At 67.0% G+C, this 16,111-nt stretch carries 13 protein-coding genes; 9 read left to right on the top strand and 4 right to left on the bottom strand.

Annotated elements, in window-relative coordinates; all coding sequences use genetic code 11:
* Positions 1–16 precede the first annotated feature (16 nt).
* Positions 17–2,218 (bottom strand): TonB-dependent receptor, encoded by a 2,202-nt coding sequence (locus tag ACWV8V_RS13935; RefSeq protein ID WP_455900012.1) that lies wholly within the window; start codon positions 2,216–2,218, stop codon positions 17–19.
* A gap of 154 nt (positions 2,219–2,372) precedes the next feature.
* Here ACWV8V_RS13935 and ACWV8V_RS13940 point away from each other — a divergent pair, with 154 nt between their 5' ends.
* From ACWV8V_RS13940 to ACWV8V_RS13950, 3 genes are all read left to right on the top strand, one after another.
* On the top strand, positions 2,373–3,224 hold the full coding sequence (locus ACWV8V_RS13940) for a helix-turn-helix domain-containing protein (RefSeq protein WP_455900013.1): 852 nt from the start codon (positions 2,373–2,375) through the stop codon (positions 3,222–3,224).
* Positions 3,225–3,400: 176 nt separating this feature from the next.
* Positions 3,401–4,867 (top strand): SulP family inorganic anion transporter, encoded by a 1,467-nt coding sequence (locus ACWV8V_RS13945; protein WP_455900014.1) that lies wholly within the window; start codon positions 3,401–3,403, stop codon positions 4,865–4,867.
* A 251-nt stretch (positions 4,868–5,118) separates the two neighbouring features.
* Positions 5,119–7,713, top strand: coding sequence for a methyl-accepting chemotaxis protein (locus ACWV8V_RS13950; protein WP_455900015.1), 2,595 nt, complete (start codon positions 5,119–5,121; stop codon positions 7,711–7,713).
* A gap of 71 nt (positions 7,714–7,784) precedes the next feature.
* Here the strand turns inward: ACWV8V_RS13950 and ACWV8V_RS13955 are convergent, their stop codons facing one another.
* Positions 7,785–8,174: a DUF2628 domain-containing protein gene (locus tag ACWV8V_RS13955; protein WP_455900016.1), complete on the bottom strand. Its 390-nt coding sequence runs from the start codon at positions 8,172–8,174 to the stop codon at positions 7,785–7,787.
* Between the two features lie 194 nt (positions 8,175–8,368).
* Between ACWV8V_RS13955 and ACWV8V_RS13960 the strand changes: the two genes are divergently transcribed.
* The 6 genes from ACWV8V_RS13960 to hemC all read left to right on the top strand — a co-directional run bounded on the left by ACWV8V_RS13960 (position 8,369) and on the right by hemC (position 14,468).
* Positions 8,369–8,548 carry a hypothetical protein gene (locus ACWV8V_RS13960; RefSeq protein ID WP_346467792.1) on the top strand — a complete coding sequence of 60 codons (180 nt, stop codon included), beginning with the start codon at positions 8,369–8,371 and terminating at the stop codon, positions 8,546–8,548.
* Positions 8,549–9,064: 516 nt separating this feature from the next.
* A complete protein-coding gene (gene mdoH, locus ACWV8V_RS13965) occupies positions 9,065–10,972 on the top strand; it encodes a glucans biosynthesis glucosyltransferase MdoH (RefSeq protein WP_346467793.1) in 1,908 nt (635 codons plus the stop codon).
* Between the two features lie 73 nt (positions 10,973–11,045).
* Entirely contained in the window at positions 11,046–11,711 is a 666-nt protein-coding gene (locus tag ACWV8V_RS13970; RefSeq protein ID WP_259259629.1) for an alpha/beta hydrolase, read from the top strand.
* Positions 11,712–11,715: 4 nt separating this feature from the next.
* Positions 11,716–12,762 (top strand): sensor histidine kinase, encoded by a 1,047-nt coding sequence (locus tag ACWV8V_RS13975; RefSeq protein WP_259258995.1) that lies wholly within the window; start codon positions 11,716–11,718, stop codon positions 12,760–12,762.
* Between the two features lie 10 nt (positions 12,763–12,772).
* Positions 12,773–13,501: a LytR/AlgR family response regulator transcription factor gene (locus ACWV8V_RS13980; RefSeq protein ID WP_346467794.1), complete on the top strand. Its 729-nt coding sequence runs from the start codon at positions 12,773–12,775 to the stop codon at positions 13,499–13,501.
* A 55-nt stretch (positions 13,502–13,556) separates the two neighbouring features.
* Positions 13,557–14,468, top strand: coding sequence for a hydroxymethylbilane synthase (gene hemC / locus ACWV8V_RS13985; protein WP_346467795.1), 912 nt, complete (start codon positions 13,557–13,559; stop codon positions 14,466–14,468).
* Positions 14,469–14,579: 111 nt separating this feature from the next.
* Here hemC and ACWV8V_RS13990 read toward each other — a convergent pair whose 3' ends face one another.
* Together ACWV8V_RS13990 and ACWV8V_RS13995 are read right to left on the bottom strand one after the other, a co-directional pair.
* Entirely contained in the window at positions 14,580–15,356 is a 777-nt protein-coding gene (locus ACWV8V_RS13990; RefSeq protein WP_123730094.1) for a DUF481 domain-containing protein, read from the bottom strand.
* 122 nt (positions 15,357–15,478) lie between these two features.
* Positions 15,479–16,090: a hypothetical protein gene (locus ACWV8V_RS13995; RefSeq protein WP_346467796.1), complete on the bottom strand. Its 612-nt coding sequence runs from the start codon at positions 16,088–16,090 to the stop codon at positions 15,479–15,481.
* Positions 16,091–16,111 lie beyond the last annotated feature (21 nt).

Below are 16,111 nucleotides of genomic sequence, written 5' to 3' on the forward strand. Positions count from 1 at the left end.
CACCCTCCACGCTGCCTCAGAACCGATAGCCTACCTCCGCACCGACGATGCGCGGCCGGTCGATGGGGCCGTAGTAGTTGCCGTCGCGCCCGAACGCCAGGTTGTCGAAGATCAACCCGTTGATGCGCCGCTTGTTGGTCAGGTTGTCGACGTACACCCGGGTGCTCCACGGCCCGGTTTCATAGCCGAACTGCACGCCGAGGACGGCGACAGCCGGTTGATAGGCACGGTTGCGCTCATCCAGGGCCATGCGCCCGTTGAACGAGGATTCCACGCGCGCGAACAGCCCGGAGCGATGCTGGTAGCGTGCGGCAAGGTAGGCCGTGTACTGCGGGGTGAGTTTGACGTCGTTGCCGGCCAGGCTTTCATTGGCGCCGACGAACAGCTTGCGGTACTCGGCGTCCACGTAGCCCGCGTTGGCGGTCAGCGTCAGGCCCGGCAGGACCTCCAGCGCGCCTTCCAGCTCCACACCGCGCGAGCGGATGGACGCATCCGAGCCGACATAGTCCGAGGAGATCGGCCGGCCGTTGGCATCGGTCGCCAACTGGATCTCCTGCCAGTTGTCCGAGGTGATGTGGAACACCGCGCCACCGATATGCCCGCGCCCGTTGAGCACGTTCATCTTGAAGCCGAGCTCGTGGCTCCACATCATTTCCGATTCGTAGCGCAGCACTTTGTCGTTGACCACATCGCTCTGCGCGGCCGCCAGATTGAAGCCGCCCGGAATGTAGCCCTTGGCGGATGCGGCGTAGAACGAGAGCGTGTCGCTGGCGTCGTAGCGCAGTGAGACGCGCGGGAGCGTGGCGGTGAACGTGTGTGCGAGTTCGGCATCGCGATAGAACACCAGCCCGCCCGGGCCCAGATCGAGCGTGCCTTCGCGCTGGCGGGTGGAACGTTTGGCCTGCTCATGGCGCAGCCCGAGACTGGCGGTCAGTTTCGGCAGTGGGGGCGGGGTGTAGCTGGCCGTGCCGAACACGCTGTAGTCCTGGCCATCCGAGCCCTGCAGCGGGGCGAGGTCATAACTGCCCAGGCCACGTAACGGTGGGCCGACCAAGGTGCCGAGGATGGAGTCCTTGTGGTGCCGGTAGGTGGAGATGCCGGCGATGTAGGTCAGCGCTTGATCGCTGGGGGAGCTGAAACGCAGTTCGCCGTTCCAGCTGTGCTGCTTGTCGTAGATGCGGCCTGCCAATGCCGGCGTCGCAGTCATGTCGAAATCGTAGCCGGCGGAGGTGTCTTCCTCTTGGCGGTAGGACAGTGCCGCATCCAGCGTGCCACCGGACAATTGCCATTGCGCGCTGGTCCCGGCCACGGTTTCATTCTTGGTGGTGCGCTTGGGCGCATCGTTGATGTAAGTGAAGTCACCGGTACGACGGCCGCCGTTGTAGAGATCGCCGTAGGTACGGTTATACAGGCCGACATCCAGCGGCAGGTACTCGTACTCGAACATCCCGGGTGCACGCGTGCCGAGGTGATAGGCGATCGCATTGATGGCCAGCGTATCGGTCGGCTCCCAGCGCAGCTTGCCCTGCAGATAGGTTTCCTTGACCTTGCCTTTGACGCCGTTGAAGGGCGTGAGGTTCTTGAGGTGGCTGTCTTCATCCGAGGCCATGAAGGCCACCGAGCCGAACAACCGGTCGCTGTTGCCCAGCGCGCCGCCGAGGAAACCATCCACGCTGCTGCCGTGGCCGTTGCCGAACGAGGTGACGCCGACATTGACCTCGCCCTCGGTGGTTGCAGACGGTGCACGCGTGCGCACCAGTACCAGGCCGGATTCGCTGTTGGCGCCGTAGAGCGTGCCCTGCGGCCCGCGCAGGATCTCCACCGACTCCACATGGTTCAACACCGCGTTGCTCAGCTCGCGGAACGGAATGCCATCGATATAGACCGAGGCCCGGTTGACCAGAAACGGGTTGGACTCGATGCCGCGGATGGAGATGAACATGTCGCTGAGCTGGCCCATCACATTGAATTTCACGTTGGGGGCCAGCTTGTCCAGGTCGCGGAACTCGGTGACGTGCGCTTCTTTGAGTGCTTCGCGGTTGAGCACGGTGACTGACATGTCGCTCTTGAGGTATGGGGTATCGCGTTTGCTGCCGGTCACTACGATGCCGTCCAGCTCGGTGGCCTTGGCGGGCGGGATTGACTGGGCGCGGGCGGGCGCGCTGGGCAGCAACTGAAGCGCGGCGAGCACGGCGCCGGCAAGTACAGCGTGGTTCACGAGAGACCTCTGGGGTGGTGGCGCGCACCACGGTGATGGGGAGGAAACGCGAATGTTATTGTGTAACAATCAGGTGCCGCTGCTCCATTTCCGGAGCGGCCGCTCCAGAACGGGACACCCGATGACCTGCGCCTTTTCCTCACCAACGACTGCCGTGGCTGCACGCGTGGCGGCCGAAAGCGGCGGTCCGCTGGACGCGTGCGTGGGTAATGCCGACGGCTCGGTGCTGATGCTCCGCCATACGTTCGTCGCGGCGCAGGGCGCGATGGGTGAGGGCAGTGCGTTGCGCATCGGGCTGCTCACTGCCGGCGGTGGCGCCCTGTATCAGCGCACGGCGCTCGGACGCATCGCGCAGCCCTGGCGCGCAGGCGCGTTCAATGTGGTGTTGCCGGACTGCCCAGGCGAATTCCGCAGCCCAGCGCTGGCGCTGCTGGGCCTGGCCATCGACGCGCGGCATCTGCAGGGGCACGACGTGCGCTTGGAGCAGCTGCATCGCGCAGCATCGGCGCTGCATTGGGACCCGGTGATCGCCTCGGTGATGGGGGCGCTATGGCACTGCGCTGAAGCGCATGCAGGCTCAGCCGCGTTCTTCGAGCACGGTGTCGATCTGGTGCTGAAGCGGTTGGCGGGACTTCCGGTTGCGTCGCCCCCGACGCGACGCGCGTTGTCGCCAGCGCACGTCAAGCGCGTGCAGGAACTGATCGATGCCCATCTCGGCGATGACCTGGGCGTTGTCCGCATGGCGCAGGAAGTCGGGCAGGAAGCCAGTGGCTTCAGTCGTGGCTTCCGGCTGGCGACCGGCATGACGCCCTACGCGTACCTCACCTGGCGCCGGATGGAGGCCGCCAAGCCGAGGCTGCTGGCAGGCCACAGCGTCACCGAGGTCGCCTTGGCGATGGGCTATGCCAACCCTGGCAAGTTCGCCGCGGCGTTCCGAAGGGTGACCGGGCAGGCACCGTCGCGCTGGGCAGGCAACGCGCGAGGTGAACTGGCGGCCCGTGTTTGAGACCATCGGAGGACTGCGCTATCCTGCGCGCCGCTTCCGCTGCCCCGGCAGGACCCTTGTGATGACGCCACCCTGATACCGCGTTGACGACGCGCCGGCCCTTGCGCTGGCTCAGGGAGTGCTTTGTCTTCATCACACAACGCGCCGTGCGGATCGCCGGTGCGTGGAGTCTGTCCATGTCTGTGTCCTATCCGCTGCGCCAGCAATGGCTCGGCAACATCCGCGGTGATCTGCTGTCCGGCGCCGTGGTCGCCCTCGCGCTGATCCCCGAAGCGATCGCCTTTTCCATCATTGCCGGGGTCGACCCCAAGGTCGGCTTGTACGCTTCGTTCTGTATCGCGGTGGTCACCGCCATCGCCGGCGGCCGGCCGGGCATGATCTCCGCCGCCACCGGCGCGATGGCGCTGGTGATGGTCGATCTGGTCCGCGACCACGGCCTGCAGTACCTGTTGGCTGCGACGATCCTGGCCGGACTGCTGCAGATCGTCGCCGGCGCGCTCAAGCTCGGTGCACTCATGCGCTTCGTTTCGCGCTCGGTGATCACCGGCTTCGTCAACGCACTGGCCATCCTGATTTTCCTGGCGCAGTTGCCCGAGCTGATCGGGATGCCATGGACGGTGTACGCCGTGTGCGCGGCCGGCCTGGCGATCATCTATCTGCTGCCGCTGCTGACCCGGGCGGTACCCTCACCGCTGGTGGCGATCGTAGTGCTCACCGGGCTGTCGATCTGGCTGGGCCTGGACATCCGCACCGTCGGCGACATGGGCGCGCTGCCGGACAGCCTGCCCACCTTCCTGCTGCCGGACGTGCCGCTCACCTGGGAGACGCTGCGCATCCTGCTGCCCGTGTCGGCCACGCTGGCGGTCGTCGGTTTGCTCGAGTCGATGATGACCGCGCAGATCGTGGAAGACATGACCGACACCCCCAGCCAGCGCAATCGCGAGTGCGCCGGGCAGGGCCTGGCCAACATCACCGCCGGGCTGTTCGGCGGCATGGGTGGCTGCGCGATGATCGGGCAGTCGGTGATCAACGTGTCCTCCGGCGGACGTGGCCGGTTGTCCTGCCTGGTCGCGGGCGTGCTGTTGCTGCTGCTGGTGGTCTACGGTGCGGACTGGGTCCGGCAGATTCCGATGGCCGCACTGGTCGCGGTGATGATCATGGTCAGCATCGGCACCTTCCACTGGCGCTCGTTCGCCGAGTTCCGACTGCACCCGAAAAGCTCCTCGGTGGTGATGCTGGGCACGGTGGTTGTGACCGTGGCCACGCACGATCTGGCCAAGGGGGTGCTGACCGGGGTGCTGCTGTCGGCGCTGTTCTTCGCCCGCAAGGTGGGCCGGATGCTGGACATCGCCCAAGCCGACACGGCCGACGGTACCCGTGTCTACACAGTCAGCGGGCAGGTGTTCTTCGCCTCGGCCGGGCAGTTCGCGGCGGCCTTCGATCTGCTGCAGGTGCCCGCGCGCGTGGTGATCGATCTGACCGATGCGCACTTCTGGGACCTCAGCGCGGTGGGCGCGCTGGAGCGGGTGACCGGCAAACTGCGCGCACGCGGAGCGCAGGTGGAGGTGGTCGGACTCAACGCGGCCAGCCAGACACTGGTGGAGCGGCTGGGGCGGGGCAATGCCTCTGCCGGCGGACACTGAACACGGTCATAAAGCCGTGCTAAACATCGCGGGCCTATCGCCGTTATCCAACTGAGTCCCCTCTCTGGGCGGGCACCGTCGCGGTGCCGGCAGGCGGCATCTTCACAGGGCGGGACGGTGGCATCGATACCCGATCTCCGCTGGCCGCGCCGTGATTGCACCGCGTGCGTGCCGGTCCGCAATGGACTGCGTGTTTCCGTGGCGGCGCATGTCTGCGTCCGCCGGTATGCCCTTTTTCCGGAACCGCCCCCATGCCCGTGTCCCGCCCCACCGCGTCCAAGCGCCCTGGCAGCATCGCCAACCGACTGATGCTGGGTACGGCGTTGATCGCCATGCTCTGCTTCGGTGTCACCGCCGCCATCAGCTACCGGGAAGCCAGCGCGTCGCTGGTGGATGCCTCCCGCCACACCATGCAGAGCGAGGCCCAGGCCGAAGCCCTGCGGGTGAGCGGTGATCTGTCCAACGCCTTCGCCACCAGCCAGGCGCTCGCACAGAATCTGCTCGTCCAGCGCGCTGCGGGCACGCTGTCGCGGGCGACGGTGTCTGCGGTGATCCACCAGCAGGTGCAGGTGCACCCGGAATGGGTGGGCTTTGGCACGTTGTGGGAACCCGACGCCTTCGATGGCAAGGATGCCGAGTTCGTCGGCGCCGAGGCACACGATGACACCGGCCGGTTCATGAGCTACTGGGCCTGGCACGACGGCGCGCCGATGCAGGATGCGCTCACCGGCTATGACGTGCCCGGCGATGGCGACTGGTATCTCAAGCCGAAGGCGCTCAAGCGGCAGACCGTGGCCGAACCGTACACCTATGAAATCGGCGGGCAGAAGGTGCTGATGACCACGCTCTCCACCCCGGTGATCGATGAGGGGACGTTCGTTGGCGCGGTGACGGTGGATTTCGCGCTGGCCGCATTGCAGAAGCACCTGGCCGCATTGCGCCCGATGGGCGAAGGCCATGTCGAACTGATCTCGCCCGGTGGCATCGTGCTGGCCGCGCAGGACCCGCAGGAAATCGGCAAGCGCCGCGATGACGCCCTGACCGCGGCGATGCTGGCAGCGGTCAAGGCAGACAAACCCTTCGATGCCTTCGAGCCGGATGCGGCAGGCAATGTGAAGACCTATGTTCCGTTGCGCATCGGCGGCAGCCAGGAGCACTTCGCGCTGGGTGTGATCGTGCCGCATGCGCTGATCACCGCGCAGGCGCGCGCGCTGTTGTGGATCATCCTGGCTGTTGGCCTGGGCGCGGCACTGGTGCTCAGTGGCAGCGTGTACGTGTTGCTGCGCCGACAGGCGATCCGCCCGCTGGCCGATGCGGTCCGGCTCTCGGCCGACGTCGCCGAGGGACGTCTGGATACGCCGCTGCCGCCCGCGCGCAATGACGAGGTCGGCCGGCTGCTTGAATCGATGCAGCGCATGCGCAGCCAGCTGCGCGCAGTGATGGCCGCGCAGGGTGAAATGGCCCAGCGACACGAGGCGGGTGAGCTGAGCTACCGCATGGACGCGCAGACCTTCCCGGGCGAGTACGGCAAGATGGTGGAAGACACCAACCAGCTGGTCGGCGCCAACATCGCGGTCACGCGTCGTCTGGTCGAGGTGATGCAGCGCTATGCGGTCGGTGACCTCAGCCAGGACATGGATCGCCTGCCCGGCGAGCAGGCCGCGTTCACTGCCGCGATGGATACCACCAAGGCCAACCTGCGCGCGATCAATACCCAGATCGGCGATCTCGCCGGCGCTGCGGCAATGGGCGATTTCAGCCAGCGCGGCGACGTGGTGCGCTTCGATCACGACTTCCGCGCGATGGTCGAAAACCTCAACACCATGATGCAGGTCAGCGATGACAACCTGCAGCAGATCTCCGCGCTGCTGCGTGCGATCGCCGCCGGCGATCTCACCGCGCGCATGCAGGGCGATTTCCACGGCGTGTTCGCGCGGATGCGTGATGATGCCAACACCACCGTGGTGCAGCTGACCGACATCGTCGGCCGCATCCAGCAGGCCACCGGCAGCATCAACCTCGCTGCCGGTGAGATTGCCGCAGGCAACAGCGACCTGTCGCGCCGTACCGAACAACAGGCTGCCAGCCTGGAAGAAACCGCCGCTTCGATGGAGGAACTGACCTCCACCGTGCGTCAGAACGCGGACCATGCCGTGCAGGCGAACCAGCTTGCCGCGGGCGCAGCCGATGTGGCGTCGAAGGGCGGTGAGGTGGTCGGCAAGGTGGTGACCACCATGGCCGGGATCGAGGCGTCCTCCAAGCGCATCGCCGAGATCATCTCGGTGATCGACGGCATCGCGTTCCAGACCAACATCCTGGCCTTGAACGCCGCGGTGGAAGCGGCGCGCGCGGGCGAGCAGGGGCGCGGTTTCGCGGTGGTCGCCACGGAAGTGCGCGCACTGGCGCAGCGCTCGGCGGGCGCGGCGAAGGAGATCAAGGGGCTGATCGACGATTCGGTCACCCAGGTCAGCGCGGGCTCCGCGCTGGTCCACACCGCCGGCCGCACCATGGAAGAGATCGTGACCGGCGTGCGCCGGGTCAACGACATCATGGCCGAGATCTCGGCGGCGTCGAAGGAGCAGTCCGCCGGCATCGAGCAGGTCAACCAGACCATCACGCAGATGGACGAAACGACGCAGCAGAATGCCGCACTGGTCGAGGAGGCCACGGCGGCGGCGCGCGCGATGGAAGAGCAGGCGCAGCAGCTGGGCACGGCGGTGGCGATCTTCCGGCTGCAGGCCCATCCGGGCACGCCGGCCGCACCGGTGCGTCGTAGTGCGCCTGCGCGCGGTGCCTCGCGCGTACCGGTGGCGGCGGTGGCGAGTGAGGAGTGGCAGACGTTCTGAGGCACCCCCTCACTCGTCCACAAAAAAGCCCGGTCAATGACCGGGCTTGTTCATCCAGGCGTGCGCAGTACTTACCAGCGCATGCCCGCGAAGGGGTTCCAGCTGGTGTCGCCCTTTACCTTTTCAAGGTAGTACGAATAGTTGGTGGTCAACGCGATCAGCACCGACCAGGCCACACCGATCGCACGGCCGACCACGTCCGGCAGGAAGGCCACGACGACCATCAGCACCAGGGTGATGCCCAGGATGGTCAGCGCCTTGCGCCACATGCCCAGGATCAGCAGGTAGATCCAGCTGAAGAACAGGGCGAAGAAGTTGAAGTTGACCTTGATCTTCTGGCCGAACGGCAGCGTCTTGTACGCGGCCTTGAAGGTTGGCGAATTGGGGGCGCCGTGCTCTTCGAAGAAGTTGAAGCGGAACTGCCACTTGGGGCTGTAGGGGGAAGCAGTGTTGGAATCCATATCCGAATCGTTTGTTGAAAACGATTACATGATAGCCGCAAGCTCTTGATCCGCGCCAATTTTTCGACGCTCTTCATGCCGCCTGTCAGGGACTGCGCGGACCGTCACACATTCGTCCCGGTTTTCCGATAGGGTGCGCAATCCGCGCGGCCGGAAGCCCCGCGGGCAATGCGACGTCAACGAGATGCCCTTTCATGTCCACTGATGTAATGACCCCCGAGCGCCCCCAGGCAGGACCGCAGATTGCGCCGTGTCCGGTGGCCACCCAGGCGCAGCATCTGCTCGCCCAGCTGCAGTTCTCGCAGGTGAGCGCGCGCGCGCTGTCGCGCCTGCCGGTTGATGCCGACCTGGCCGTCGCCGCGCCCACCGTCTGAGTGGATGGACCTCGCCAGGCCCTCGGCCCGGCGACCTGCTTGCCCTACCTGCTGCCTCGATTGCGGGGCGGCCCGGTCATGTACGGCCGACTGACGAACTGCGCAACGCCGGCAGCTGCTGCGCCCGGGACAGGCGTGAGACGTCCCTTCTCTGGGCTGTCGTGGCCGATGACGATCATCTGTAAGATGAATGGGGAGAGGTCCATGGCACAGGGCCTGCGCCTCCGTGGTCCTGCGGGGCTGCACACTTGGCTCGATCCAAAAGCTGAATGCGGAGAAATCACCGGTGAAACCTTCGCACCCACCTTACATTTCGCGCCATAGACTGAGCCGCATTTTTCGTCTCAAGTCGGTTGGAGAGTTCGTGGGTTTCGGGAGTCACAGACAACAGCGACGTGCCGGTGATCGGCCCGCACCGACAGGACGAATGCGCGCCATCGAGCGCGCCGGGCTCAGGACGCCCCTTTCCGCATCTTGCATCTCCGGCCTGGCACGCCCTGCACAGGGACACCGCGCATGAGTACCCAGACCCTCCACGCCCGACTGGACGCCGGCCGGGCGACGCTGCCGGCCGAGTCGCCGTTGCCGATGCCCGAGCAGTCCCTCCGCGAAGGGGAACTGCAGGTCCGGCGGCAGCGCACGTCGCCGCGGATGATCGGCCTGCGCCGTTTCTACATCCTGGGTGGCACCGCCGCGATGACCGCTGCCGCCAGCCGGATGATGTGGAAGGTGCTGGCCGTCAACGGCATCAGCGTGCTCGAAGCCTGCCTGCTGGTGTTGTTCGTGGGCCTGTTCGCGTGGATTGCGCTGTCCTTCGCCGGGGCGGTGGCCGGCTTTCTGACCGCCGTGTTCGATCGTGGTTACAAGCTGGGAATCGATCCGGACGCGCCGCTGCCGACCGTGCACACCCGCACCGCGCTGCTGATGCCCACCTACAACGAGGACCCGCGTCGGCTCTTGGCCGGCCTGCAGGCGATCTATGAGTCGGTCGCCGAGACCGGCCAGCTCGAGAACTTCGATTTCTACGTGCTCAGCGACACCCGCCGCGACGACATCGGGCAGGCCGAGGAAGAAGCCTTCCACGCGCTGTGCGATGCGGTCGGCGGCCATGACCGCATCTTCTACCGTCGCCGCGGCGACAACAGCGGGCGCAAGGCCGGCAACATCGCCGATTGGGTCCGTCGTTTCGGCGGCGCCTACCCGCAGATGCTGATCCTGGACGCGGACAGCCTGATGACCGGCGACACCATCGTGCGGCTGGTCGCGGGCATGGAACACAACCCGGATGTCGGGCTGATCCAGACCCTGCCGGCGGTGGTCGGTGGGCGCACCCTGTTTGCCCGCATGCAGCAGTTCGGCGGGCGCGTGTACGGCCCGGTGATCGGCCGCGGCGTAGCCTGGTGGCATGGCGCGGAGAGCAACTACTGGGGGCACAACGCGATCATCCGCACCCAGGCGTTCGCCGAACAGGCCGGTCTGCCGTCGCTGCCCGGCCACGAGCCATTCGGCGGGCACGTGCTCAGCCACGACTTCGTCGAGGCGGCGCTGATGCGCCGCGGCGGCTGGGCGACCCACATGGTGCCGTATCTCAAAGGCAGCTATGAGGAAGGCCCGCCGACGCTCACCGATCTGCTGGTCCGCGATCGCCGTTGGTGCCAGGGCAATCTGCAGCACGCCAAGATCGTCGGCTCAAAGGGCCTGCACTGGGTCAGCCGCATGCACATGCTGGTCGGCATCGGGCATTACTTCACCGCGCCGATGTGGGCGATGCTGATGCTGATCGGCATCGCCATTCCCCTGTTCCAGGGCGGCATCGACATCAACGAAGTGCTGCATCTCTCGCCGGGCGTTTACTGGCGCCACCAGGATGAGACGCAGGTGATCCGCATGTTCGCGATCACCATGGTGGTGCTGCTCTCGCCCAAGGTGCTGGGCTATCTGGCGATGTTGCTGGAGCCGGTCGAGCGCCGTGGCTGCGGGGGCACGATCCGCGCCTTCATCTCGATGCTGCTGGAGACCATCCTCGCTGCACTGATGGCCCCGGTGGTGATGTACGTGCAGTCCCGTGGTGTGGCCGAAGTGCTGGCCGGCAAGGACTCGGGCTGGGATGCGCAGCAGCGCGACGATGGCGGTGTGTCCTGGTCGGCATTGGCGCGCGGTTATGGTGGCTTGAGCGTGTTCGGCTTGTTCATGGGCGCGCTGGCCTACGCGGTTTCGCCCTCGCTGGCCGCGTGGATGGCCCCGGTGGTGATCGGCATGGTGCTGGCGATTCCGGTGGTGGGCTTCACCTCCTCGCGTACCGCCGGCGTCTGGATGCACCGGCTGGGGTTGATGGAGATTCCCGAAGAATCGGCGCCGCCCAAGGTGCTGGTGCGCGCGGCCGAACTGCGCCGCGCCGCTGCCGAGGCACACCCCGCCGGCTGATCATGGCGCTCCAGGCATTGCCCCCATTACGGTGGGGCGCGGTCATAATGCGGCTTGAACGTACTGGAGCCGCCTGATGCTGGATACCGTGGAAAACGAAACCGGCGCCGACCCGCAGTGGTCGGTGCTGTGGCTGCATGGCCTGGGTGCCGATGGCCATGACTTCGCCCCGATCGTGCCCGAACTGGTGCGTCCGCACTGGCCGGCGATCCGCTTCGTGTTCCCGCATGCCCCGGTGCAGCCGATCACGATCAACAACGGTGTGCCGATGCGCGCCTGGTACGACATCGTCAGCGCGGACTTCCGCTCCCGCGCCGACAGCGCCGGTGTGGACGCGTCCATCGTGGAGCTGGAGCTGCTGATCGAGCGCGAGGTCGCCCGTGGCATTCCGGCCGAACGGATCCTGCTGGCCGGTTTCTCCCAGGGCGGGGCGGTGATCCTCAGCGCACTGCTGCGTCGTACGCGTCCGTTGGCCGGGTTGATCGCGTTGTCGACCTATCTGCCGGACCCGGCCAAGGCGGCGGCTGCCCGGGTGGCCGATGCGATCAGCGTGCCGGTGTTCATGGCCCACGGCACGCAGGATCCGGTGATCCCGGTGGCGATCGCCCGGGACACCGCGCAGACCCTGGAAAATCTCGGTCTGCCGGTGGAGTGGCACACCTATACGATGGCCCACCAGGTATGTGCGGAAGAAATGCACGCGCTGGGCGAGTGGCTCGAGGCGCGCTTCGCCGCCTGACGCCATGAACGACCCGCGCCAGCAGTCCTGGTTGCCCGAGCTGTGCCGCCTGCCGCGACTGGCGGCGATGCTGGGGTTGGCCGAGCTGGTGGTGGTGGTGGTGGCGCTGGCACCCGACGGCAGCCGCCACTGGACGCTGTCGGACTTCCTGTCCGCCAGCGGCTTCGCGCTCTGGCTGGCGCTGGCAGTGACGGTCAGCCTGTGCAGTCTGCGTGCGGTGCTCTCGCGGCTGCCGGAAGTGCCGGGCATGGTGCTGGTGGTGGTGATGACCGGGCTGATCGCCGGTGCCTGTGCGGCGATCGTGCACGCGCTGTATGGCGTGCTCGGTGGCAGCAGCTTCGCCCAGGCGGTGGGCTTCTGGCGGTTTACCCTCGGCAGCGCGGCGATGACGGCCTTGATCACGGCGCTGGCGCTGCGCTACTTCTACGTCAGTGACCGCGGCAGCGCGCAGATGCTGGCCAACGCCCGGGCCCAGGCCGACGCGCTGCAGGCACGGATCCGCCCGCACTTTCTCTTCAACAGCATGAACCTCATCGCCAGCCTGCTGCGCCGCGATCCGGACGTGGCCGAGCGCGCGGTGCTCGATCTGTCCGACCTGTTCCGCGCCGCGCTCGGTGCCGGCGATGGCGATTCCACGCTGCAGGCCGAGTGCGAACTGGCCGAGCGCTACCTCTCGATCGAGTCGCTGCGCCTGGGGGACCGCCTGAAAGTCATCTGGCTGCGCGACGAACCGCTGCCCTGGTCACTGCCGATGCCGCGGCTGGTGCTGCAGCCGCTGGTGGAAAATGCCGTGCTGCATGGCATCTCGCGGGTACCCGCGGGCGGCACGATCGTGCTGGCACTGTCCAGTGACGGCACGAATCTGCGCATCCGCGTGCGCAATCCCGCACCGGATCCGGCCACGCGCGGGTTGCCGCTGCTGCAGGGGGCCGGCCACGCGCAGCGCAACATCGCCCATCGCCTGGCCTGGCGCTTCGGCCCGGCCGCGCGGATGACGGGGGCGTGGGCCGACGGCTACTATGCTTGCGAAATCACGGTCCCGGTCCAGTGAGGAAACTGTCTTGAAGGTGGTGATCGCCGACGACGAACCGCTGGCCCGCGAGCGCCTGCGCTCCCTGCTCGCTGACCAGGCTGGCATCGAGGTGGTGGCCGAGGCCGAGAACGGCGAACAGGCCCTGCACGCCTGCGCCGAACTTCAACCGGACCTGGTCCTGCTCGATATCGCGATGCCCGGCCTGGATGGACTGGAGGCGGCCCGCCACCTGGCGACCTTCGAGCCGCGTCCGGCCGTGGTGTTCTGCACCGCCTACGACGCCCATGCGCTGTCCGCGTTCGAGGCGGCGGCCATCGATTACCTGATGAAGCCGGTGCGCCCCGAGCGCCTGGCCGCCGCACTGGAGCGGGCCCGTACCTTCCTCGCCGGCCGCAGCGGTCCACCGACGGCCGCCAGCCAACAGGCGCGCACGCTGCTGTGCGCACGCCTGCGGGGCAGCCTGCGGCTGATCCCGGTCGAGGACATCCACTACCTGCAGGCCGAAGAAAAGTACGTGGTCGTGCACCATGCCCGCGGCGAGGACCTGCTGGAAGAATCGCTGAAGTCGCTGGAAGAGGAGTTCGGCAACCGCTTCGTGCGCATCCACCGCAATTGCCTGGTCGCCCGGCATGAACTGGTCGAGCTGCGACGAAATGGCGCAGGCCAGGTCCAGGCGGTGCTGCGCCATGGGCATGCGCCGCTGGAAGTCAGCCGCCGCTGCGTGGCCAGCCTGAAGCAGGACCTCAAGCACCTTTGAGTGCGGGTGTGCCGGACCATTGGTCGATACGCCCCTGTGCGTCGATAATGGCGCCATGAAGACCCTGCGCATCGCCACCCGAAAGAGCCCGCTTGCCCTGTGGCAGAGCGAATACGTCGCCGATCGCCTGCGTGAGGCGCATCCGGGGCTGGAGGTGGTGCTGATCCCGATGAGCACGCGCGGCGACGAGGTGCTGGACCGCTCGCTGGCGGCGATCGGTGGCAAGGGCTTGTTCCTCAAGGAACTGGAGCTGGCGATGCTGCGCGGTGACGCGGATTGCGCCGTGCATTCGCTCAAGGATGTGCCGATGGAGCTGGATGCGCCGTTCGCGCTGCCAGCGATGCTCCCCCGGCATGATCCTGCCGATGGCTTCATCTCCAATCTGTATGCCTCGCTGGACGCGCTGCCGATCGGTGCACGCGTGGGTACCTCGTCACTGCGCCGCCAGGCCCAGCTGCGCGCGCTGCGTCCGGATCTGGAACTGTCGGACCTGCGCGGGAACGTCAACACACGCCTGGCCAAGCTCGACAACGGTGGCTACGACGCCATCGTGCTGGCCGTGGCCGGGCTGGAGCGCCTCGGCCTGGGCAATCGCATCGTGGCGCGCCTGGCCGCACCGGCGTGGTTGCCGGCACCGGCGCAGGGCGCGGTCACGGTGGAATGCAATGGCGACGATGCCGGTGTGATGGCGTTGTTCGCCGCGCTCGACGATGCCGACACGCGCGCGTGCGTGGAAGCCGAGCGCGCCATGAACCGCGCGCTGCATGGCAGTTGCCACGTGCCGGTCGCCGGCTTTGCGCAATGGGAAGGCGAGAATCTGTTCCTGCAGGGCCTGGTCGGCGGTGTCGCCGATGGCCGCATCGTGCGCGCGGAGGCGCGTGGCCCGGCCAGTGATCCGGAGACGCTGGGCCAGCGCGTGGCGCGCGGCCTGCTCGATGCCGGTGCCGGGGAACTGCTCGCGGTCTGAGGCGCGTAATGCCGGCCGCTGGCCGGCAGTCCATGCTGCACAAGGTACGCGATGAGCCGGCCAGCGGCCGGCACTACATCACGACGGCGGGCGCACAGGCGCCCGCAGCGATTACTTGAACTTGTAGACCACGTTCATGGTGGTCAGCGTGTCGGTCTTGCGCTTGTCTTCAGCGACGTCGCTGTTGTGACGTGCCTGCCAGCCGGCCTTCAGCGCCAGATGTTCGTTCATGCTCACCGACACGCCGAAATCGTTCTGCGCGAAGGTGTTGTACGAGCCCGACTCGACCAGCAGCGTGTTCACCAGATCGGTGTTCGGGGTCAGCGTGTACTTGAGATCGAACAGGCCGCGGCCGATCAGGCCGGTACGGGTCGCGTCGTCTTCGGTGTTGTGGGTGCGGCGCACACCGGGACCGATCTGCGCGTCCATGTAGAAGCGCTCACCGTCGATGATCCGGGTGCCGTAACCCAGACCGAACGAGCTCTGGCGGTCGTAGGTGGCGAAATCGTCGCGCTCGTAACGCACCGTGGCGGTGATCTGGCGATGCTCGCCCAGCTGCAGCGCGCTGCCGGCACTGCCGGTGTAGCGGTTGGCGGTGGTGTTGCGGCGGCGGATGGTGGTGCCGTCGTCTTCGGTATCGGTGTATTCCGAGCGCGAGCGCAGGCCGAACAGGTCCATGCTGTGCACCCAGTCATCGTCGGTGTAGCGCAGGCGCAGACGACCGTTGAAGCTCTCGGTATTGCTGTTGCCACGGGCCGAGGCAAAGCCCAGTTCACCGCCACTGCCGCTCCAGGGGGAGGTCATCGCTGCCAGTTCGGCAGCGTCCTGTGCATAAACCGCCGGGGCGCAGAGCAGCAGGGGAACAAGCAACGAAACGCGCAGGGACATCAACGGTTCTCCGTGATCGGACAAGGGGGAGGGACAACAAGGGGGGGATGATACTTGATGCGTTCTGCGTCACATTCGGCGGCGGGCCCCGGCTTTAGGGCCCGTTCGGCCTTGATCCCTGTTCAGGGAACATCGATACGCAGTGAGGCGTCGTCGAAGCGCGAGTAGGTGACGGTGATGCGGAACGGCTGACCGTTCGTCTCGCCCTTGCGCTCGATCTGCACCGGCAGGCCCTGCGCATTGACCCAGTACAGCAGGCCGTCGGGGGCCGCAGTGGCGTGGCGCACCTCGTATTTATGCGCGCGCTGGCCACCGGCGCGGTCCTCGCCAAGGTCGCGCACCGTCAGCTGCGCTGGCTCAAGATCGTCCGGCAGCGGGCTGCGCCACTGCGCCAGCATGCCTTCGGGAACCGGAATCTGGCGCACTTCGCCAGCACGCTGCAGGAAGAAGGTGCCGCCGATGATCGTCTGCGGGCCATCGTCGGTGATCAGCCGATAGCGGTCCGGAGCCACGTAGTCCATCTGCGCCTCCAGCGCGCGCGGGCCCTGCATCTTCATCACCGCGTGGAAGCTGCGCAGCTGGCCGAAGCGCTGGCTGGCCGCCAGCACGGTGGCCACCGGATCGGCGGCCGGTGTCGTTGCGGCAGGCACGGCGGCCGCCGGCGTTTCAGTGCGCCCACAGCCCCCCATCAGCAGGGCGGCGGCGGACAGGGCAAGGGCGGGCAACAGGCGCATGACGGGCGGCAGCAGGCGATG

Source organism: Stenotrophomonas sp. Ker107b (assembly GCF_053847245.1).

Excerpts from the sequence above, each read along its gene's own strand:
- ACWV8V_RS13955 (WP_455900016.1), bottom strand. The coding sequence starts at position 8,174 with ATGGATTCCAACACTGCTTCCCCCTACAGCCCCAAGTGGCAGTTCCGC.
- hemC (WP_346467795.1), top strand. The coding sequence starts at position 13,557 with ATGAAGACCCTGCGCATCGCCACCCGAAAGAGCCCGCTTGCCCTGTGG.
- ACWV8V_RS13950 (WP_455900015.1), top strand. The coding sequence starts at position 5,119 with ATGCCCGTGTCCCGCCCCACCGCGTCCAAGCGCCCTGGCAGCATCGCC.
- ACWV8V_RS13995 (WP_346467796.1), bottom strand. The coding sequence starts at position 16,090 with ATGCGCCTGTTGCCCGCCCTTGCCCTGTCCGCCGCCGCCCTGCTGATG.
- ACWV8V_RS13960 (WP_346467792.1), top strand. The coding sequence starts at position 8,369 with ATGTCCACTGATGTAATGACCCCCGAGCGCCCCCAGGCAGGACCGCAG.
- ACWV8V_RS13990 (WP_123730094.1), bottom strand. The coding sequence starts at position 15,356 with ATGTCCCTGCGCGTTTCGTTGCTTGTTCCCCTGCTGCTCTGCGCCCCG.
- mdoH (WP_346467793.1), top strand. The coding sequence starts at position 9,065 with ATGAGTACCCAGACCCTCCACGCCCGACTGGACGCCGGCCGGGCGACG.
- ACWV8V_RS13975 (WP_259258995.1), top strand. The coding sequence starts at position 11,716 with ATGAACGACCCGCGCCAGCAGTCCTGGTTGCCCGAGCTGTGCCGCCTG.
- ACWV8V_RS13945 (WP_455900014.1), top strand. The coding sequence starts at position 3,401 with ATGTCTGTGTCCTATCCGCTGCGCCAGCAATGGCTCGGCAACATCCGC.